Annotated in this window: 18 protein-coding genes, 3 tRNA genes and 1 pseudogene; 5 read left to right on the top strand and 17 right to left on the bottom strand. The window is 67.9% G+C overall.

The window, feature by feature from the left end; translation table 11 throughout:
• Positions 1-127: 127 nt before the first annotated feature.
• The 13 genes from CKW06_RS08805 to CKW06_RS08745 form a co-directional block, all read right to left on the bottom strand.
• Positions 128-203 (bottom strand) — tRNA-Gly (locus tag CKW06_RS08805).
• Positions 204-439: 236 nt separating this feature from the next.
• Entirely contained in the window at positions 440-1,066 is a 627-nt protein-coding gene (gene pgsA, locus CKW06_RS08800; RefSeq protein WP_005412825.1) for a CDP-diacylglycerol--glycerol-3-phosphate 3-phosphatidyltransferase, read from the bottom strand.
• An 18-nt stretch (positions 1,067-1,084) separates the two neighbouring features.
• On the bottom strand, positions 1,085-2,929 hold the full coding sequence (uvrC, locus tag CKW06_RS08795) for an excinuclease ABC subunit UvrC (protein WP_005408879.1): 1,845 nt from the start codon (positions 2,927-2,929) through the stop codon (positions 1,085-1,087).
• Positions 2,926-4,338: a hypothetical protein gene (locus CKW06_RS08790; RefSeq protein ID WP_024956594.1), complete on the bottom strand. Its 1,413-nt coding sequence runs from the start codon at positions 4,336-4,338 to the stop codon at positions 2,926-2,928. Before CKW06_RS08790 ends, uvrC begins: the two co-directional genes overlap by 4 nt.
• The gene (locus tag CKW06_RS08785; protein WP_024956593.1) at positions 4,335-4,823 is read right to left on the bottom strand and encodes a low molecular weight protein-tyrosine-phosphatase; all 489 of its coding nucleotides are present in this window, start codon (positions 4,821-4,823) and stop codon (positions 4,335-4,337) included. Before CKW06_RS08785 ends, CKW06_RS08790 begins: the two co-directional genes overlap by 4 nt.
• Entirely contained in the window at positions 4,820-5,593 is a 774-nt protein-coding gene (gene kdsB, locus CKW06_RS08780; protein WP_024956592.1) for a 3-deoxy-manno-octulosonate cytidylyltransferase, read from the bottom strand. Before kdsB ends, CKW06_RS08785 begins: the two co-directional genes overlap by 4 nt.
• A gap of 74 nt (positions 5,594-5,667) precedes the next feature.
• Positions 5,668-6,687 (bottom strand): tetraacyldisaccharide 4'-kinase, encoded by a 1,020-nt coding sequence (gene lpxK, locus CKW06_RS08775; protein ID WP_005408875.1) that lies wholly within the window; start codon positions 6,685-6,687, stop codon positions 5,668-5,670.
• Positions 6,687-8,435, bottom strand: coding sequence for a lipid A export permease/ATP-binding protein MsbA (gene msbA, locus CKW06_RS08770; RefSeq protein ID WP_024956591.1), 1,749 nt, complete (start codon positions 8,433-8,435; stop codon positions 6,687-6,689). The genes lpxK and msbA overlap by 1 nt, the downstream gene beginning before the upstream one ends.
• On the bottom strand, positions 8,432-8,854 hold the full coding sequence (locus CKW06_RS08765) for an ExbD/TolR family protein (RefSeq protein ID WP_004152323.1): 423 nt from the start codon (positions 8,852-8,854) through the stop codon (positions 8,432-8,434). Before CKW06_RS08765 ends, msbA begins: the two co-directional genes overlap by 4 nt.
• 3 nt (positions 8,855-8,857) lie before the next feature.
• A complete protein-coding gene (locus CKW06_RS08760; protein ID WP_005412819.1) occupies positions 8,858-9,520 on the bottom strand; it encodes a MotA/TolQ/ExbB proton channel family protein in 663 nt (220 codons plus the stop codon).
• 3 nt (positions 9,521-9,523) lie between these two features.
• Positions 9,524-11,923, bottom strand: a complete 2,400-nt coding sequence (locus CKW06_RS08755; protein ID WP_024956590.1) for a DNA internalization-related competence protein ComEC/Rec2 — start codon at positions 11,921-11,923, stop codon at positions 9,524-9,526.
• 59 nt (positions 11,924-11,982) lie between these two features.
• Positions 11,983-13,326 (bottom strand): sensor histidine kinase, encoded by a 1,344-nt coding sequence (locus tag CKW06_RS08750; RefSeq protein WP_024956589.1) that lies wholly within the window; start codon positions 13,324-13,326, stop codon positions 11,983-11,985.
• Position 13,327: 1 nt separating this feature from the next.
• Positions 13,328-13,999, bottom strand: coding sequence for a response regulator transcription factor (locus CKW06_RS08745; RefSeq protein ID WP_024956588.1), 672 nt, complete (start codon positions 13,997-13,999; stop codon positions 13,328-13,330).
• Between the two features lie 145 nt (positions 14,000-14,144).
• On the opposite strand from CKW06_RS08745, the pseudogene CKW06_RS08740 reads away from it, so the two are divergent.
• Both CKW06_RS08740 and CKW06_RS08735 read left to right on the top strand, forming a co-directional pair.
• Positions 14,145-14,912 (top strand): annotated as a pseudogene (locus tag CKW06_RS08740) (MipA/OmpV family protein).
• A 30-nt stretch (positions 14,913-14,942) separates the two neighbouring features.
• Entirely contained in the window at positions 14,943-15,227 is a 285-nt protein-coding gene (locus CKW06_RS08735) for a hypothetical protein (RefSeq protein ID WP_005408868.1), read from the top strand.
• Between the two features lie 42 nt (positions 15,228-15,269).
• Here CKW06_RS08735 and CKW06_RS23720 read toward each other — a convergent pair whose 3' ends face one another.
• Positions 15,270-15,410: a hypothetical protein gene (locus tag CKW06_RS23720; RefSeq protein ID WP_005408867.1), complete on the bottom strand. Its 141-nt coding sequence runs from the start codon at positions 15,408-15,410 to the stop codon at positions 15,270-15,272.
• A 162-nt stretch (positions 15,411-15,572) separates the two neighbouring features.
• Here CKW06_RS23720 and CKW06_RS08730 point away from each other — a divergent pair, with 162 nt between their 5' ends.
• The 3 genes from CKW06_RS08730 to CKW06_RS08720 all read left to right on the top strand — a co-directional run bounded on the left by CKW06_RS08730 (position 15,573) and on the right by CKW06_RS08720 (position 17,033).
• Complete coding sequence (locus tag CKW06_RS08730) at positions 15,573-16,142, top strand: TlpA family protein disulfide reductase (RefSeq protein WP_005408866.1); 570 nt, start codon at positions 15,573-15,575, stop codon at positions 16,140-16,142.
• Positions 16,143-16,254: 112 nt separating this feature from the next.
• Positions 16,255-16,443, top strand: a complete 189-nt coding sequence (locus CKW06_RS08725) for a hypothetical protein (RefSeq protein WP_005408865.1) — start codon at positions 16,255-16,257, stop codon at positions 16,441-16,443.
• 257 nt (positions 16,444-16,700) lie between these two features.
• A complete protein-coding gene (locus CKW06_RS08720) occupies positions 16,701-17,033 on the top strand; it encodes a hypothetical protein (RefSeq protein WP_024956587.1) in 333 nt (110 codons plus the stop codon).
• 94 nt (positions 17,034-17,127) lie between these two features.
• Here the strand turns inward: CKW06_RS08720 and CKW06_RS08715 are convergent.
• The 3 genes from CKW06_RS08715 to uvrB all read right to left on the bottom strand — a co-directional run bounded on the left by CKW06_RS08715 (position 17,128) and on the right by uvrB (position 19,507).
• A tRNA-Val gene (locus CKW06_RS08715) sits at positions 17,128-17,202 on the bottom strand.
• Between the two features lie 98 nt (positions 17,203-17,300).
• Positions 17,301-17,375: transfer RNA gene (locus CKW06_RS08710), tRNA-Val, on the bottom strand.
• A gap of 107 nt (positions 17,376-17,482) precedes the next feature.
• The gene (uvrB, locus tag CKW06_RS08705; RefSeq protein WP_024956586.1) at positions 17,483-19,507 is read right to left on the bottom strand and encodes an excinuclease ABC subunit UvrB; all 2,025 of its coding nucleotides are present in this window, start codon (positions 19,505-19,507) and stop codon (positions 17,483-17,485) included.
• Positions 19,508-19,547 lie beyond the last annotated feature (40 nt).

Raw genomic sequence — 19,547 nt, 5'->3', positions numbered from 1 at the left:
CGTGGAGCGTCGGAGATGCAGCTTCGAACTGCCGCGTGGTGAGGCGAAGGAGTGGCGGTGAAGTGAGGATGAAGCGTGGAACACGCAAACGAAAAACGCCCCCTTACGGGAGCGTTTTTCTTGAATCTGGAGCGGGAAACGAGACTCGAACTCGCGACCTCAACCTTGGCAAGGTTGCGCTCTACCAACTGAGCTATTCCCGCTTGGGAGGCGAAATTTTACCTATTCCAAGGATGGCGTCAAGCGCTTTTTTCAGGGTCTGCCGAGGCACCTGGCACCGCGTATCCACGCATGGCGTGGATCTACTGCAGCGTCTCCGCAAACTGATGGATCCGCCCCCTCCGTGGATGCGGCATTTCCAGTAGATCCACGCCATGCGTGGATGGCAGCAACCGTGGGGTCAGAGCCCTTTCCTGCGGAAAGGGATCCGACCCCGGGCTCAGTTGCCCAGCTTCTTCTGCCGCGCACGCTCGCGCGCAGCGCGCTCGTCATCACGCAGGCTCGGCCAGGCGGCGTGCAGGTACTGCAGGCCCGACCACAGGGTCAGCACCGCAGCAATGGCCAGGGTCCAGTCGCCGATATGGAACACCGGCCAGCCCATCCAGATGTCTTCCACCGGCACGTTCGGGGCCACCGAGTACAGCAGGCACAGCAGCGCGACCATCTGCGCGGTGGTCTTGATCTTGCCGATCATCGCCACGCGCACCTTCGCACGCTGGCCCAGCTCGGCCATCCATTCGCGCAGCGCCGATACCGCGATCTCACGGCCGACGATGACCGCCGCCCAGAACGCCATCCACGGCGTCGGATGGCCCTGCACGATCAGGAACAGTGCCACTGCCACCATCAGCTTGTCCGCGACCGGGTCGAGGAAGGCGCCGAAGGCCGACTCCAGCTGGTAACGGCGTGCGATCCAGCCATCGAGCCAGTCGGTGATCGCGGCCAGGCCGAAGATCGCCGCCGAAGCGAAGTTGGTCCAGGTGTAGGGCAGGTAGAACACCAGCACCAGCACCGGGATCATCACGATCCGCAACAACGTCAGCCAGGTGGGCAGGGTCAACTTCATGCTTGCGTGCTTCTCTCTCTACTCGGCCGCATCAGGCGTGGCCAACCCGTGCAGGTTAGCGTAGATACGTGCCGCGAGGGCGTCATTGATGCCTTCCACCTTGGCGATTTCCGCTTCGCCAGCGGCTTTCAGCCCCACCAGGCCCCCGAAATGCTTGAGCAGGCTGGCGCGTCGGCGCGGCCCGATGCCGGGGATGTCCTCCAGCTTGCTGGTCATCCGCGCCTTCTGGCGGCGGCCGCGGTGGCCGGTGATGGCGAAGCGGTGCGCCTCGTCGCGCACCTGCTGGATGAACTGCAGCGCCGGGTTGGCCGCGCCGGGGCGCAGCTCGCGGCCGTCGGGCATCACCAGCGCTTCATGGCCAGCGCGCCGCTCCACGCCCTTGGCCACGCCCACCAGCAGCACGCCTTCCACGCCCAGGTCGGCCAGTGCGGCCTGCGCCTGCGCCAGCTGCCCGGCGCCGCCGTCAATCAGCAGCACGTCCGGCAGCACGCCCTGCTCTTCCACCGCACGGCGGAAGCGGCGGTCGATGGCCTGGCGCATGGCGGCGTAGTCATCGCCCGGCTCGATGCCGCTGATGTTGAAGCGGCGATACTGCGCGCGCACCGGACCGGCAGCGTCGAACACCACGCACGAGGCCACGGTAGCCTCGCCCAGGGTGTGGCTGATATCGAAACACTCGACCCGCTTGACCGGCTCGGCCAGGCCCAGCATCTCGCGCAGTGCGTCGCTGCGCGCATGCTGCGCGTTGCGGCTGTTGAGTTCGGTGGCCAGGGTCAGCTGCGCGTTGCGGCTGGCCAGTTCCACGTAGCCGGCGCGCTCGCCGCGCACGTTCCACTTCAGCTGCACCTTGCGCTCGGCCGAGGCCGACAGCGCGGCGACCAGCAGGTCGGCATCGGGGATCTCGCGGTCCAGCAGGATCTCGCGCGGCGGCTCGAATTCGATGTAGTACTGCGAGACGAACGCGGCCAGCACTTCCTCCGGGCTCTCCTCGCCATTGGTGCGAGGGAAGAATGGGCGGGTGCCGAGATTGCGGCCATCACGGAAGGCCAGCAGCAGCACGCAGGCCTGCGAGCCCTGCATGGCTACCGCCAGCACGTCCAGGTCGGCGGCGCGGCCGTCCACGTACTGGCGGGTCTGCATGCTGCGCAGCGAGGAGATCAGGTCGCGCAGCCGCGCGGCCTGCTCGAACTCCAGTGCCTCGCTGGCGGCCTGCATCTGCTCGCCCAGCTCACGGGTCAGTTCGTCGCTCTTGCCTTCCAGGAACAATGCAGCGCGACGCACCGATTCGGCGTACTCGGCAGGCGCCACCAGCTCCACGCAGGGCGCGCTGCAACGCCCGATCTGGTACTGCAGGCACGGCCGCGAGCGGTTGCGGAACACGCTGTCCTCGCAGCTGCGCAGCTTGAACAGCTTGTGCATCAGGTTCAGCGTTTCGCGCACCGCAGTGACGCCGGGATACGGCCCGAAATAGCGGCCGGGAATGGCGCGCGGGCCGCGATGCAGCGCGATGCGCGGCCAGTCCTCGCGGGTCAGCAGCACATGCGGATAGGTCTTGTCGTCGCGCAGCGAGACGTTGTAACGCGGCGACAGCGACTTGATCAGCTGGTTTTCCAGCAGCAGCGCCTCGGCTTCCGAGCGCGTCACCGTCACGTCCATGCGCACGATCTGCGAGATCATGGACATGATCCGCGCATTCTTCGGGCTGCCGTTGAAATAGCTGCCGACTCGGTTGCGCAGCGCACGCGCCTTGCCGACATACAGCAGGGTGTCGTCGGCCGCGTACATGCGGTACACACCGGGGGCGGTACTGAGCTGGGCCGCGAAGGCCTTGCCGTCAAAGGCCGGGGCGGGAACGTCGGTCATTCGCTGATCGGCACTTCGCTGAGCACGCCGCTTTCGGGGTCGAATCGCAGTATGGCGTGGGCGTCGGTCTCGGCGATCCACACCGCACCGGCACCCACGGCCAACCCGGCCGGGCCGTGCAGGCGGCGCGGCAGCGGCTGGGTGGTCAGTTCGCCACCGCCCAGGCGCAGCGTGCGCAGGCGGCCATTGCCGGTATCGGCAATCCATAGCAGCGGCGCATCCGGACTCAGCGCGATCGCCTGTGGGAACTGCAGGCTGGCCTGCGCGCGCGGGCCATCTTCGTCACCGAAACGCCAGGGGCCCTGCCCGACCAGCGTCTGCACCAGATCCCCGCGCAGCTGCAGTGCACGGATCGAGGAGCCCAGCGCATCGGCCACGTACAGCACCTGCTGCACCACGGCCAGCGCAGTCGGTTGGGCAAAGGCAGCCAGGTGGCCGCTGCCGTCACGCTCGTCGATGGCACCGCTGCCGCCGCGCCACTGCAGGCTGCGCTGACCCAGGTGGTAGCTCCAGATGCGGTTGTCGCCGGCCATGGCGATGTGCAGCTGGTTATCGGCGATGGCGAGGCCGACCGGGTGGTCCAGCGAGACCTGCCGCGCCTGTGCTACCGGGCCCTCCACCGGCGCACCGGGGCGGCCATTGCCGCACAGCGTGTCGACGATGCCGGTCAGCAGGTTGATGCGGCGCACGGCATGGTTGCCGGTGTCGGCCACGTACAGCGCGTCGCGCTCCAGCACCAGCGCCTGCGGGCGATGGAACGCCGCTTCGGCGAGGTTGCCGTCCATGAAATCGGCCGTCCCCAGCCCGAACTGGCGCAGGATGCGGCCGCCGTGGCTGCATTCGAGGATGCGGTGATGGCCACTGTCGGCGATGTACAGGCGTTCGGTGCTGACCGCCAGGCCCAGCGGAAAACGCAGGGCCTGCCGCGGCTCCGGATGCAGCTCGGTACCGCCGCGCGGCGGTGCCGACGGCGCACCGTGGCACAGCGCATTCAACGCACGCTCAAGCTCTCCCGGAGCCCCCAGCCCGACCAGCCGCTGCTGCTCGCGACCCTGCGCGTCCAGCAGCACCACGGTCGGCCACGATGTGATGCCGAAGCGACGCCAGCCATCCCAGTCGGCATCGAGCAGGACCGGCATTGACAGCCCCTGGCGGCGCAGCAGTTTGAGTGCGGCGCCGGCGTCACGCTCGAAATCGAAGCGGGGTACCTGCAGGACCAGCGGCTGCAGCATGCCAGGGTGACGCGACAGCCATTGACTGAATTCGGCCAGGCGCTGCGCGCTCCAGGCAGAAGCGGCGTTGACGAACAACAGCGCCACCGGCCGACCGCGCAGTTCGGTCAGGGTACAGGGAGCGGCATTGAGCCAGGTGGCGAACTCGGGCAGGTCCGGGACGGGCTGGACGTTCATGGCCCGATTATGCCGGAGTCGGCGTCATGCAACAGTCGTGCCACTGCACGTTTTGCAGCATTGTCGACCAGCGACCAGACCTGTTCGAAGTGATCGCTGCCGCCGGTGTAAGGATCCGGGATGGCCGCCTGCCCCTCCCCGCCCGACCAGGGCAGGTACAGCGCCAGCCGCTCACGCTGGGCGGGTGCCACCAAGCGTCCCGCGTCCCGCAGGTTCGCCTCGTCGGCGCACAGGATCCAGTCGAAGCGGTCGAAATCAGCGGCGTGCAGCTGGCGCGCACGCAGGCCGCCGATGTCCACGCCGTGCCCGGCCGCGCAGGCGATCGCACGCCGGTCCGGCGGCTCGCCCACATGCCAGTCACCGGTGCCGGCCGAATCCACCTGCACGCGCCCCGCCAGTGGCGAAGCGTCCAGGCGTGCGCGGAGCGCGCCTTCGGCCATCGGCGAACGGCAGATGTTGCCGAGGCAGACGACCAGCAGCTTCATCGGGCAGCCAACGTCTGCAGCAGTGCTTCGGCGCGCTCCAGGTCCTCGGGCGTGTCGATGCCCGCCGGGAATGGTTCAGGCGAGATCGCCACGCTGATCGGGTAGCCGGACTCGAGCACGCGCAGCTGCTCCAGCGATTCGACCTGCTCCAGCCGGCCCGGGGGCATCGCCGCGAACTGCTGCAGGAAACCGGCGCGGTAGCCGTAGATGCCGATGTGGCGCAGCCAGGCGTGCCCTTCCGGCAGCGTGTCGCGGCTGCGCGCGAAACCCTCTCGGTGCCAGGCGATCGGTGCGCGGCTGAAGTACATCGCCTCGTTGCGCACGTTGCGCACCAGCTTGACCACGTTCGGATCGAACAGGGTTTCTGCATCCTCCACGGTGGTCGCCAGGGTCGACATCGGCGCATTGCCTTCAACCAGCGCCTGGGCCACCGCACGGATTCCCGCAGCCGGCGCGAACGGTTCATCACCCTGCAGGTTGACCACTACGGTGTCGTCGGCCCAGCCGGCGATGCGCGCGCACTCGGCCAGGCGGTCGGTACCGGAGGCATGCGAGGTGGCGGTCATGGCCACCTTCACCTCGGCCAGCCCGGACAGCGCGTCGGCGATGCGTTGATCGTCGGTAGCAACCCAGACCTCGCCAGCGCCGGCCTGCAGCGCGCGGCGCGCCACGTGCAGCACCAGCGGCTCACCACCCAGCAGGCGTAGCGGCTTGCCCGGCAGCCGCGAGGCGGCATAGCGGGCCGGAATGGCGACGACGAATTCGGTCATGGAGCAATACTCGGCAGGCTCGTTACAACGGGGATGCGGCCGGCGGCGCATGAATGCAAGCGCCGCCGCGCCGCTCAGTTCGGTCGCAGCTTGTCCAGGCGGTCGGTCAGCGCCACCCAGAACGCGGCAGGCAGCTCGGCACGCAACGGCACCGCGTAATGCCAATCGTTGCCGAACGCGCGGCATTTCACCGCATCCTTCTCGGTCATCAGCACCGGCAGCTGGCTGCCGAACGACAGGTCCTGCGGCTGGTAGGCCTGGTGGTCGGCAAAGGCGTGCGGCACCACGCCGATGCCACGCGCGCGCAGCATGTCGAAGAAGCGCTGCGGATGGGCGATACCGGCCACCGCATGAACACGCTGACCCTTGAAGTACGACAACGGGCGCGCGCGGCCACCGGCCAGCGGCTGTGCACTGTCGATGTGCAGGGCCATCGGCCACTGGCCGAAACCGCAGGCCTGTGCCGCGCTTTCCTCATCGGCCTGGCCCAGGTTGACCACGCGGAAATCGCATTCGCCGGCACGGCTGACAGGCTCGCGCAGCGGTCCGGCGGGAATCATCCGGCCGTTGCCGTAGCGCCGCTGGGCATCGACCACTTCGATCTCGATGTCGCGCGCCAGCCGGTAGTGCTGCAGGCCGTCATCGCAGACGATCACATCGCAGCCGGCCTGGATCAGTGCCCTGCCTGCGGCCACGCGGTCGGCGTCCACGCGCACCGGCACGCCGGTCTTCCAGGCGATCAGCACCGGTTCGTCACCGCCCTTGGCGGTCGGCGTGTCGGCCTGCACCCACAGCGGCTTGTCAGCGTCTTCACGGCCATAGCCACGGCTGGCGACGCCCGGCTTCCAGCCGGCCGCACGCAGGCGCTCGACCAGGGCGATGGTCAGCGGCGTCTTGCCGGTGCCGCCGGCGGTGATGTTGCCAACCACGATGACCGGCACCGGCAGCGCGTAGCGCTTGCGCCATCCACGCCGGTAGGCACGGCGGCGCAGCGCGGTGACGCCGGCATACAGCGGCGCCAGCAGGCGCATCGCCCACGGAACCGGGCTGCCGTCGTACCAGTACGGCGGGGTCTGGGTACCCTTGCCAGCCATCAGTCCTGCCTTTCGCGGAACTGCATGCTGTGCAGATGCTGGTACAGGCCACCCATGGCAAGCAGCTCCTTGTGGGTACCCCGTTCAACGATGCGGCCGTGGTCCATCACCAGCACCTGATCGGCATGCTCGATGGTCGACAGGCGGTGCGCGATGACCAGCGTGGTGCGTTCGGGCATCAGGCGCTGCAGCGCATCCTGCACCAGTCGCTCGGATTCGTTGTCCAGCGCGGCAGTGGCTTCGTCGAGGATCAGGATCGGCGCGTCACGCAGGATCGCGCGGGCGATCGCCAGGCGCTGGCGCTGGCCGCCGGACAGCAGCGCGCCGTTCTCGCCGACCGGGGTCTGCAGCTGCTGCGGCATGCGCGCGATGAACTCCCACGCATTGGCCGCTTCGGCCGCCGCACGGATCTGTTCCTCGCTCGCTTCCATGCCATAGGCGATGTTGGCCGCGATGGTGTCATCGAACAGCATGACCTTCTGCCCGACCATCGCCACCTGCCGACGCAGGTCGGCCAACGGATAGTCATCCAGCGCGACGCCATCGAGGGTGATCACACCACCGCTGGGCTCATAGAAGCGCGGCACCAGCCGGATCAGGCTGGTCTTGCCACTGCCGGAACGACCCACGATGGCGGTGACCGTACCCGGCTTCGCCACGAAACTGATGTCGTCCAGAGCAATGCCGCTGTCCTCGCGATAGCGCAGCATGACGTGGTCGAAGGCCAGCTCGCCGCGCACGCGCTGCACGTTGTTGCGGCCCTCGTCACGCTCGACCTGCATGTCGAGGATGCCGAACAGGCGCTCTGCGGCGGCCACGCCACGCGAGATCGAGGTCTGCACGCTGGTCAGGCGGCGCAGCGAAGGAATGATGGCCATCATCGAGGTCATCAGGCCCATGAACTGGCCGGCGTTGAGGCGGCCGGCCAGCGCTTCGCGCGTCGATACCCAGACGATCACCGCCAGCGCCAGTGCTGCCAGGAACTGCACCACGCTGGACGCCGCCGCACGGGTGACTTCCACCTTCATGTTCAGCGACAGCATGCGGTTGGCCAGGCGCGAGTAGCGCGAGATCTCATGCTGCTGGGTGCCGTGCACCTTCACTTCCTGCTGCGCCGCCAGCGACTGTTCGGCGGTCTGCGCCATCGAACCCATGCCATCCTGGATGCCACGGCTGATGCGGCGGTAGCGCTTGCCCACGTAGGACACGATCACGCCGATCAGCGGTACCACCACCAGCATCGCCACGGTGACCTTCACGCTCATCTGCAGCATTACCGCCAGCATGGCGATGATGGTCAGGGTGTCGGCCACCACGGTCTTGAGTGCGTCGGCACTGGCCTGGGTGACCTGTTCGGTATCGAAGTTCAGGCGGCTGACCATCACCGGCGTCGCTTCGGTATCAAAATGCGAGGACGGCAGGTGCAGGTACTTGGCCAGCACCTGTTCGCGCAGGTCGCGCACCACACTGCGGCCGGTCTTGGCCAGCGCGTAGTCGCTCACCCAGGTGGCGACGCTGCGCATCAGGAACAGGCCCAGGATGGTCAGCGGCAGGATCACCGCCATGCGCGGTTCCGGGTTGACGAAACCGCGGTTGACCAGCGGCTCCATCAACTTGGTGAAGTGGTAGCCCGCCAGGGCTTCGACCACCATGGCGATGACCGCGGCCACCATGAACACCCAGTAGGCGCGGGTGTACCCCAGCAGACGTTTGTAGATCGGCCACACCGGCGCGTGATTGGAACTCATGGACGCACCTCGGGTGCTGTTGCAATGGCAATACGGCGGAAGCCGAGCTGACCCAGCGCGTCCTGCGCGGTCACCACGGCCTGGTAGGGAGTGCGTGCGTCGGCACGCAGCAGCACGGTCTGCTCGCGATCGCTGCCGGCCACGGCGGCGATGGTCTGCTTGACCGACTCTACGTCGCTGCGCAGCACTTCCTGGTCGTTGATGAAGTAACGGCCTTCGGCGTTGATCAGCACGCTGAGCGAGCGCGGCGGCTCGTTGGTCTGCTGCTGGCTTGCGGTCGGCAACTGCACCTGCAGCGTCGAACGCGCGTCGAAGGTGGTGGTGACCACGAAGAAGATGATCAGCACCAGGATGACGTCGATCAGCGGCACCAGGTCGATATGCGGCTCATCCTGGGATCGGTCGTTGCCGATACGCATCGATCAGGCCTTCGCCGTGGCGGCGCCGGACTGGCGCGCGGCCGGGGCCGGGTTCATCACCCCGGGGCGGCCGTCGAGCGTATCCAGCAGGGCGCTGGCTTCCTGCTCCATCTCCACCACGTAGCCGTGGATGCGGCCCTTGAAGTAGCGATGGAACATCAGCGCCGGAATCGCCACGATCATGCCGGTGGCGGTGCACACCAGCGCCTTGCCGATGCCGCCGGCCAGCTGGTTCACGTCGCCCACGCCGTGGTCGAGGATGCCCAGGAACATCTGGATCATGCCGATCACCGTGCCGAGCAGGCCCAGCAGCGGGCCGGCCGAGGCAATGGTGCCCAGTGCGTTCAGGAATCGCTCCATGCGGTGCACCAGGTGGCGGCCGGTGTCTTCGATGCGCTCGCGGATCTGGTCGCGCGGGCGGTTGCGGGCTTCCAGTGCGGCAGCCAGCAGCGCGCCCAGCGGCGAATTCGCCCGCAGGGTCTGCAGGTGGGCCGGGTCGAGCTTGCCGCGAGCGGCCCAGTTGCGCACTTCCTGGCCGAGGCCGGGCGGCAGCACTTCAGTCCGCCGAAGGGACCAGAAACGCTCCAGGATGATCGCCAAAGCCAGTACGCCCAACAGCAGCAGCGGCACCATCGGCCAGCCACCGGCCTTGACCAGTTCCCACACGTTTCAACCCTCCGGCCCAACGGCCGCTTGTTCGATCGGCGATAGGATAGCAGCCGACCGCGCCCGCCCAGCGGCATCCCACCACCGGGATGCATGGATGCGCTGTTCACGCAGCTGCAGGCCTTGTGCGCCAAGCCATACGCGGATCGCCCCGGAGTCGGCCGTGGCCAGCACCTCCGCGCCTTGCGCCTGCCAGCGCTGGACCACCTCCCGGCGCGGGTGGCCGAAGCGGTTCCGGTGCCCGGCCGAGACCACCGCCAGCCGCGGCGCCACCGCCGCAACCCACGGCGCACTGGAGCTGCCGCCGCTGCCATGGTGCGGCACCAGTACCACGTCCGCCCTCAGCGCGTGCGGGTACGCCTGCAGCAGCGCCCCCTCGGCCGGTCGACCGATGTCACCCGGCAGCAGGACCACGCCGTGACGGCTGGCAATGCGCAGCACGCAGCTGTCCTCGTTTTCGGCTTGCCGGCCGCCCGGCGCCGGGTGCAGGACCTGGAAATCAACCCCGTCCCACTCCCAGCGCATCCCCTGCTGGCAGGGCGTGGCGCCGCCGATGGTGCTGCCCGGTGGCGCCAGCAGCTGCAGCCCGGGCAACTGCCGTCGCAGGCTGGGCAGGCTGCCGGTGTGATCCAGGTGGTCATGGCTGAGCATCACCTGCCGGGGCGGCCCCTGGCCGAGCGCGCGCAGGGCCGGGACCAGGATGCGTTCGTTGCCCTCGCCGCCAGTCGGCGGCCCCACGTCGTACCAGAGCGCGTGCCGTGCCGTGCGCACCAGCACCGCCGTGCCCTGGCCGACATCGTGCACCAGCAGCTCCAGTTCCCCCGCGGCCGGTGCATGCCGGGCCGGCCACAGCAGCGGCAGGCACAGCAGCAGGCCCGCCAGGCCACCGCCGGCGCCGCGCGGCAGCAGCCACCAGAACACGCCCAGCAAGGCCACGGGTAGCGCCCAGCGCGGCGCCTCGGCCAGCCACCACATCGCCTGCGGATGCAGCGCCAACGGCTGCAGGGCCCCCCAGCTGAGCTCGAACAGCCAGGCCGCGGCACGCCAGGCCCAACGCCCCGCGCCGTCATGCAGCACGTGCAGGCCGGTACCGAGCAGCGACAGCGGAACAACCAGCATTGTCCACCACGGGATGATCGGCAGGTTGACCAGCGGCCCCAGCCGCGCGGTCCCGCCGAACAAGGCGATGCACAGCGGCAGCAGCCCAAGGCTGGCAACACCCTGCGCGGCAAGGAACCCGCGCAGCCCGCCACCGATTCCCTCCGGCCCCGTCCTCGGCAGGCACCAGAGCAGCCACAGCACGCCACCGAAGCTCAGCCAGAATCCAGCCGAGAGCACCGACAGCGGCGCAGGCAACAGCATCACCATCGCGGCCAACGCCAGCCCCTGCCCTGCGCCCACCGGGCGACGCCCGGCCCTGGCCAGTGCGACCAGCCCGATCATCAGCGCTGCGCGCACCGTCGGCAGCGCACCACCCGCCGCCACGGCATAGGTGGCTGCGGCCAGCGCCGCTCCCCATGCGGCGGCCTGCGGCCGTGGCCAGTACCGTCCCAGCAACGGGCACAGCCACCACCACAAGCGGCACAGCAGTACACCGAAGCCAGCCACCACGCCCACGTGGAAACCGGAGATGGCGACCAGATGGGTCAGGCCCAGCGCGCGCAGGTGTTCCCAGTCGGCATCGGACAGGCCACGGGTATCGCCCAGTGCCAGCGCCTGCACGAACCGCGCGGCAGGATGTGCCACCTGCACGGCGATCGCTGCACTGCTGCGTTCCCGCCAGGCCTGCAGGCCCTGCGCCGGCAGCCACTCCCGCGCACGGGCCGGATCACGCACCGAGGCATTGCCAGAGATGCCCCGCAGCACGGCGTGGCGCTCGCCATCGAAGCCGCCGGGATTGATCCGCGAGCGTGGCGCGCGCACGCGCAGCGACAACTGCCAATGCGATCCTGCGCGAACCGCATGGCGCCCGCCCTCCGCCTCGTGCGCCGGCGATCCGCGCCACGGATCGTTCCAGGTCACCTGCAGGCGCTTGCCACGCAGCGATGACAGCGCGCCGGCATCTTCGACATGCAGCACGAAACGCGTGTAGCCGGGCCCCTGCCGGGGAAGGTCGGCAACCCGGCCCCGCACCTGCACATCCTGCGGTGGGGCGCCGGGTGGCAGCTGGCCATGCAGGACCCAGTGCCCGTGCACCGTTGCCCAGGCCAGGCCGAGCAGGGCCGCGGCCCAGGCACGGCCGCGCCAGGGCAACAGCCAGCCGCCGACGCCGGCGATCGCCATCGGCACACTCAGCCACAGCGGCAGCAACATCGGCATCTGCACGCAGGCCAGCGCCCCCAGCACCAGGCCTGCAGCGCAGCCAAAGCCAAACAGGGCCGGGGCGGATCGATCGGGAACCATTTCCCCAGCCTGCCGCTGGAGGCCGCAGGCTGCCTATCGGGCCTTTCCCCGTGCGCCTGTCAGCGCCGTACGGTACCGCGGTGGAAATTGACTCTGAAGCTGGCGCCGCCGCCAGCCGCTTCGCCAACGCTGACCGAGCCACCGTGGTGCTGCACGATTTCCTTCACCAGGTGCAGGCCCAGGCCACTGCCGCTGCCGGCTGCACGCAGGCGGTGGAAGGGCTCGAAGATCGCTTCGCGGTCGCCGACCGGAATGCCGGCGCCCTGGTCGCTGACCTCCAGCAGGCCGCGTGCATCGAGGCGCACGCAGATCGTGCCGCGCCCGCCGCCATGGACGATGGCGTTGTGCACCAGGTTGGCGATCACCCGCCCCAGCGCCAGGCTGTCGCCATGGATCCACACGGGCGACTCCGGCGCATCCACCTCGAAGCCATAACCGGCGCCGACCACCAGCGGCGCCAGATCGGCGGCCGCCTCGCGCACCAGCAACGCCAGGTCCAGCCGCTGCAGCGCGCCGACATTGCGATCGAGACGCTGCAGGTCGAGCAGGTGCTCAGCCACGTTGCCGAGGCGGGCGACGTCGGTCAGCAACTGCGATTTCAGTTCACCCTGCGGCAGCTGCGACAGGCGCGCCTGCACCACCGCGATCGGTACGCGCAGCTCATGCGCGGCATCGGCGAGGAACTTGTCGCGCGCTGCATAGCCCTGCTGCACCTTGTCGATCGCATCGTTGAACGCTTCCACCAGTGGTGCGACCTCGGTGGACACCAGCTGCGCATCCAGGCGCGCGCCCGGCTGGCCGATGTCCAGTTCCTTGGCCTGCTGCGCGGAGCGGCGCACGCCGCGCATCGCGCGATGGATCACCGTCGGCATCACCAGCAGCGTGACCACGATCAACGGCAGGAAGAACCACAGGCCGATCAGGCGCAGCACCATCAGCGCGCCATCCAGCAACCCGCCCTTTGGAGCACCACCGACCATCACCGTGATGCGGCGTCCATCCTCGTTGCGGATCATCACCCGCGCCACGTCCAGATAGGGTGGCACCAGTGAACCCAGTTCGGTGGCGCCCACTGTCGGCAAGCGTGCCAGCAACGGCGCGTGGACCGCAGGAATCGTGCCGCGCTCCAGCCACGTGCCCCTGTCATCAACCGCCGCGAACCAGAGGTTGCCGCCGGCCCCGGCATTGAGCTTGTCCCAGCGCGGCTGGTCCAGTTCCAACCGGCCGCCTTCGCTGTGCACGGCCTTGGCCACCGCCTCGGCCGTGAACATGTCCATGCCCCAGGTGTCCTTGTCACCCCAGGTCAGGATCAGCGCGACCACCGCGAACAGTACGGTGAACGCCTGCGCAAGGAACAGGCGCCAGGCCAGGCCCAGGGTGATGGAACGGATCGGGCGTGCCATCTCAGGCCTCCGCCAGCAGGTAGCCGACGCCGCGGATCACATGGATCTCCACGCCGGCCCCGGCCTGTTGCAGCGCCTTGCGCAGCTTGGAGATATGCGCGTCCAGTGCATTGGACTGGATCTCGTCATCGAAGCCGTACACCGCCGCCTCCAGTGCACTGCGGGTGACGGTACGCCCCTGCCGCATCGCCAGCGCCTGCAGCACCAGCACCTGGCGCCGGGGCAGCGCCAGCAGCTGGCCATCGACCTGCGCCTGCAGCGATTCGAAATCGAACTCCAGCCGGCCCAGATGCAGGCGTGGTGTCACCATTGCCGAGGGCCGTCGCGAGACCGCACGGATGCGCGCCATCAGTTCCTCGATTGCCACCGGCTTGACCAGATAGTCATCGGCGCCGACATCCAGGCCCTCGACCTTGTCCGACAGCGTGCCCTTGGCCGTCAGCATGATCACCGCCAGGTTCGGACGCAGGGCCCGCGCAACGGCAACGAAGCCAGCGCCATCGCCATCAGGCAACTGGCGGTCGAGCAGCATCAGCTGGTGCACCGGTTCGCGCAGCGCGATGGCCGCTTCGGCCAGGCAACCAACCACATCGGCGACCACGCCCTGCCGCTCCAGCCCCGATTGCAGGGCACGGGACAGGTCAGGATCGTCTTCGACCAGGAGGATGCGCATCGGGGGCTCGGCTACCGGAAACGGTGCCGATCATAGTGCCTGGCGCCCACTTTTTCCGCTTCGGCCTGGCGGATGCGCCGACGCAATGTTCTGACAATGTTGCTCCCCCATCATGCGCAGCCATCCTCCGCAACGTCGTTGACCGATGCCGCCACTGCCCTCGACCCTGCTGCGCCCGCTGCTGTTCTCCGCTGCCTTTGGCCTGCCGGTGTTCGCGCAGGCCGCCGACAGCAACCCGGGCGTACAGGCCGGCATCAGTGCTGGCGCGACCTCGGGCGCGTATGCGCACTACGACGTCAAGCCACTGGTGGTCCCGTCCATTGCCTGGCAGGGCCAGCGCTTCTTCGCCAGCCCGGGCTCGCTGGGCATGTACCTGTACAAGCGCGAGGGCCTGCGCCTGTCGGCGGCGGTCACGCCCTACACGCTGCGCTTCAAGACCGACGACGTGAACGATCCTCAGCTGCGCCGCCTGCACAGCCGGCAGATGTCCGCCATGGCCGGCATCAATGGTGAATACAGCGCCGACTGGGGCATCGTCGAGGCCAGCGTGATGCGCGAGGTCACCGGGCACGGAGGTGGCATGGAGTCGCGCCTGCACTACAGCTATCCGATCCAGGCTGGTCGCTTCACCTGGGTGCCCAAGGTCGGCGTGGTCCACTCCAGCGCACGCTTGCTGGATTACTACTACGGCATCAGCGATGAGGAAGCGCTGCGCTCGGGACTTGCCGCCTACAACCCGGGCAGCGCGACATCACCGAGCCTGCAGATCGCGGTCAGCACGCCCCTGGGCACGAAGTGACGCGCGACCGGCGTGGTCGCCAACCAGTGGCTCGGCGATGCAGTAAAGGACAGCCCGATGGCACGACGCGGCACTCAGTCATCGGCCTTCATTTCCCTGATGCGCTCGTTCTGAACGAGCACCCGCTACGGACAAGGACTCCCCATGGCCTCCGTCTCCCCCACTTCCGAAGCACACGCGATCCTGCGAGCCCCCGATCTGGACAGCGCCGAACGCGTCTACCTTGGCCTGATGCCCGACCTTGAGCACGTAAGCGCGCTTGCACGTCGCGCGCTCGGCCAGTCGCGCGTTGCCGACGCGGCCCGGGGATACGCGCTTTCGATGACCCTGGTCGGGCTGCGCCTGCAGGAACTGGAAATGGGCGAGGCCAGCGCGAAAGAGCACCGGCAGGCCACCCTGCGCAGCCTGCGCCAGGCCTTCAGCGCCTGAGCACCGGCCTGCCGCAACGCGGCGGCAGTGCCGCGCCCCCGCTCAGCGGAACGTGGTCCAGGCCAGCACAGCGGACAACAGGGCGACCCAGATCACTGCCTTGAACGTACCTTCCAGCATGTTGCCGCCGAACAGCAGTTCAAAGAACGGATTGGGCCTGGAAACCGGCACATGATCGCTCATCGTTGAAAGATCCTGGGGATGGGTGGAGGGCATGCACGCATGCCTGCGCGGGCACAACTCTAGTACATGCGCTCCGTCGGAGGATGTGCCGGGAACATCCGCTTAACAACCTGCGCGCCAGTTCGGGTATGTTCGACCCAACGCTGTGTTCAAGGATGATCGATGCTCAAGCGCGTCCTGTTCCCCGTTGTCGCCCTGCTGCTGTCCGTGCTGGTCATCGCGCTCGGATGGCAGAACCGCCAGCTGCGGCAGATCAATGAGCAGATGGCCACGCAGCTGCAGGACATGCGTCTTGCAGCACATGGCCTCGAACTGGGTAGTCGCCCGGATGCGCTGGCGCTGCGCACCACGCAGCAGACCTTCGTCGATATCGGCGGTGCCCGCGAGGTTCCGCAGATCCTCTATTTCTTCTCCACCGCATGCCGCTACTGCCTGGCCTCGGTACCGCAGCTGCAACAGATCGCTGCGGCCCGCGGCAACAGCGAACTGGTCGGTGTCGGCATGCCGCCATACGACCAGCTGGCGGACTACGCCGGCAAACATGCACTGCGCTTCCCGATCGCCATCGACAACGAAGCCGCCGCGTCCACGCGCTATCGCGCCACCGTCACGCCGATGCTGATGGTGCTGGCTGCCGATGGCCGCGTTGCCTACAAGCATGTCGGCCAGCTCGACGCCCAGGTCGTGCAGGCTGCCGTCGCGTCGCTCGCACCGAAGCCGGCGCTGCCCTGATCCCGCGTGCCGCGCATTGCGTCGCGGCCCCCTGTTACCGCATTCGCGCCACAACCGGCACTCCCGTGCCTTCGGCAACTGCAACTCCACAACGCCAACCAAGGAGATACACATGATCGGAAAGAAAGTGCTTTCGTCCGTCGCCGGTATCGTCGTTGTCGCGGCCATGGCCTTCGGCGCCAGCCAGGCCTTCGCCGTCTCGCCCAAGACCGGATATGCACCGGGCTGCGAACCACACCCGCAGTGCCCGTTCGGCAACGCGGGCAAGCACGGCCAGCTGCTGTGCTGCGATCCGTTGTAACCGGATCCGTGCATGGGGTCGGCATCGCTGACCTGCCACACCCGCCGCGGAGCTGAGCCAGCGCCGCGGCCATGACCGGGCCACCCCGCAGTGGCCCACCACGCCGGGCCGCCTTGAAGCGCGGCCCGGCACTTCCTGGCCCGGATTCATCCTTCCCGCAGCGACTTGGCGGGCGCTTTTCCGGCTTTCGTCGCATACCGGTTTCACAGCGCAGGGGGCAGTGCCACGCTGGACTCCCTTCTCCGGAGCACCGTGCCATGCCGATGCTTGCCCTGCTGCTGTTGTGCGCTGGCCTGTTCGGCCGCGATGCCGACGCCGGGGATGCCTCCCTGCGCAGCCAGATCCTGCAGGCCGACACCGGGCAGGCAGAAACATCGTCGGTGCCGGATCGGAAAGCGGCCCCGGCCACCCTGCAGTTGTACCGGCTACGCCAGGATCGCGTATTGCGCGTGGGCAATCAGCCGCCACAGGCCGACGCCCCTCAGCGGCAAGCCGGCTCGGCGCGCTTCGCGCAGGTCTGGGAACGCGTGGACGGGCACTGGCGGCTGCAGCGCATGATCAGCATCGACGAATGGGTTGCCCAGCGCTGACGCTCGGCACCGGCAACCGTCGTAAACGAAAAAGCCGGCCCAGGGCCGGCTTTCATCGTGATCCACCGCTGCACCGGCAATGCCGGGAGCCAGGTGGTGGGCGGTACAGGGTTCGAACCTGTGACCCCTACCATGTCAAGGTAGTGCTCTACCGCTGAGCTAACCGCCCATCTTGTTCCTGCCGCCCGAAAGCTGGCCTTGCTACGTAAAAACCCGGCGCCAGGGCCGGGCTCTTCAGTTCACGACAGCCTCCTTCCGGAGACTTCGTGGTGGGCGGTACAGGGTTCGAACCTGTGACCCCTACCATGTCAAGGTAGTGCTCTACCGCTGAGCTAACCGCCCGTTTTTGCTTCTGAACGTCCGCGATTGCGTCGGTGCAGGCCGCGTATATTACGGATGCCGGCCGTGAAGCGCAACACTTTTGTGAAGAAGATGCTGCACCGCCGCGTTCAGCCCAGCCTCGCTTCCTTCAGCTGCCGGATCTGGTCACGCACGCGTGCGGCATCCTCGAATTCCAGGTCCTTGGCGTGCTGGTACATCTGCTGTTCGAGCGCCTTGAGACGCGCCGCCAGCTGGGCCGGACCGAGCGAACGGTAATCGGCTCCGTCCTCGGCAACACCCGCCCTGCCCTTGCCCTTGCCCTTCTTGGCTTCCTTCTCCGCCGCATCCGAACGCGCACCTTCGAGGACGTCGACGATCGGGCGCGCCACCGAGCGCGGCACGATGCCATGTTCTTCGTTGTACTCGACCTGCTTGGCGCGGCGGCGGTCGGTCTCGTCGATCGCTGCCTGCATCGAGCGGGTCACCTTGTCCGCATACAGGATCGCCTTGCCGCGCACATTGCGGGCGGCGCGGCCGATGGTCTGGATCAGCGAACCGGTGGAGCGCAGGAAGCCTTCCTTGTCGGCGTCGAGGATCGCCACCAGCGACACCTCGGGCATGTCCAGGCCTTCGCGCAGCAGGTTGATGCCCACCAGCACATCGAACTTGCCCAGGCGCAGGTCGCGGATGATCTCCACGCGCTCGACCGTATCCACGTCCGAGTGCAGGTAACGCACGCGGATACCGTGTTCGGTCAGGTATTCGGTGAGGTTCTCGGCCATGCGCTTGGTCAGCGTGGTGACCAGCACTCGGTCACCGGCCTTGATGCGCGCGTTGGCCTCGCTCATCAGATCGTCGACCTGGGTGCCCACCGGGCGGATCTCCACCACCGGATCGATCAGGCCTGTCGGGCGCACCACCAGCTCGGTGATCTCGTCGCCGGCCTCGCGGTACTCATACGGGCCCGGCGTGGCGGACACGTAGATCGCGCGCGGGCAACGCGCCTCCCATTCCTCGAAACGCAGCGGTCGGTTGTCCAGTGCCGACGGCAGGCGGAATCCGAACTCGACCAGGGTCTCCTTGCGCGAGCGATCGCCCTTGAACATGGCGCCGATCTGCGGAATGGTCACGTGCGATTCGTCGATGACCAGCAGCGCGTCCGGCGGCAGGTAGTCGAACAGCGTCGGTGGCGGCTCGCCGGCGTTCTTGCCGGTCAGGTGCCGCGAGTAGTTCTCGATACCGTTGCAGAACCCGACCTCGGCCATCATCTCTATGTCGAACTGGGTGCGCTGTGCCAGGCGCTGCGCCTCCACCAGCTTGTTTTCCACGTACAGCTGCTCAAGCCGCTCCTTCAACTCCACCTTGATCGTTTCCACCGCGGCCAGCACGCGCTCGCGGGTAGTGGCGTAGTGGGTCTTGGGGTAGACGGTGAAACGCTGCATGTTGCGCATCGTCTCACCGGTGAGCGGGTCGAACAGGGTGATCTTCTCGACCTCGCCGTCGAACAGCTCGATGCGCAGCGCTTCGCTGTCCGACTCGGCCGGGAACACGTCGATCACTTCGCCACGCACGCGGAACGTGCCGCGCTGCAGCTCGTACTCATTGCGCGTGTACTGCAGCTGGGTCAGGTGATTGATCAGGTCGCGCTGGTCGATGCGCTCGCCCTTGGACAGGATCAGGCGCAGCGACAGGTAGTCCTCCGGCGCACCCAGGCCATAGATCGCCGACACCGTGGCCACCACGATCGCATCCGGGCGCGACAGCAGGGTCTTGGTCGCGGCCAGCCGCATCTGCTCGATGTGCTCGTTGATCGAACTGTCCTTCTCGATGAAGGTGTCCGACGAAGGCACGTAGGCCTCCGGCTGGTAGTAGTCGTAGTAGCTGACGAAATACTCGACCGCGTTGTGCGGGAAGAACGCCTTGAACTCACCATACAGCTGCGCCGCCAGCGTCTTGTTCGGCGCCATGATCAGCGTCGGCTTCTGCACGTTCTGGATGACGTTGGCGATGGTGTAGGTCTTGCCCGAGCCGGTGACGCCCAGCAGGGTCTGCTTGGCGATGCCCGCCTCGAAGTTGCTGGTCAGCTTCGCGATGGCATCAGGCTGGTCGCCCGCCGGCGAATACGGCGAGACGAGTTCGAAACGGTCGCTCATGGTGTTGCCAGTTCCCGGGAAAGACAAGTATACGGGGCAA

This window comes from Stenotrophomonas maltophilia, assembly GCF_900186865.1.
GTDB lineage: Bacteria > Pseudomonadota > Gammaproteobacteria > Xanthomonadales > Xanthomonadaceae > Stenotrophomonas > Stenotrophomonas maltophilia.
This window is presented reverse-complemented; position numbering and strand designations above follow the sequence as displayed.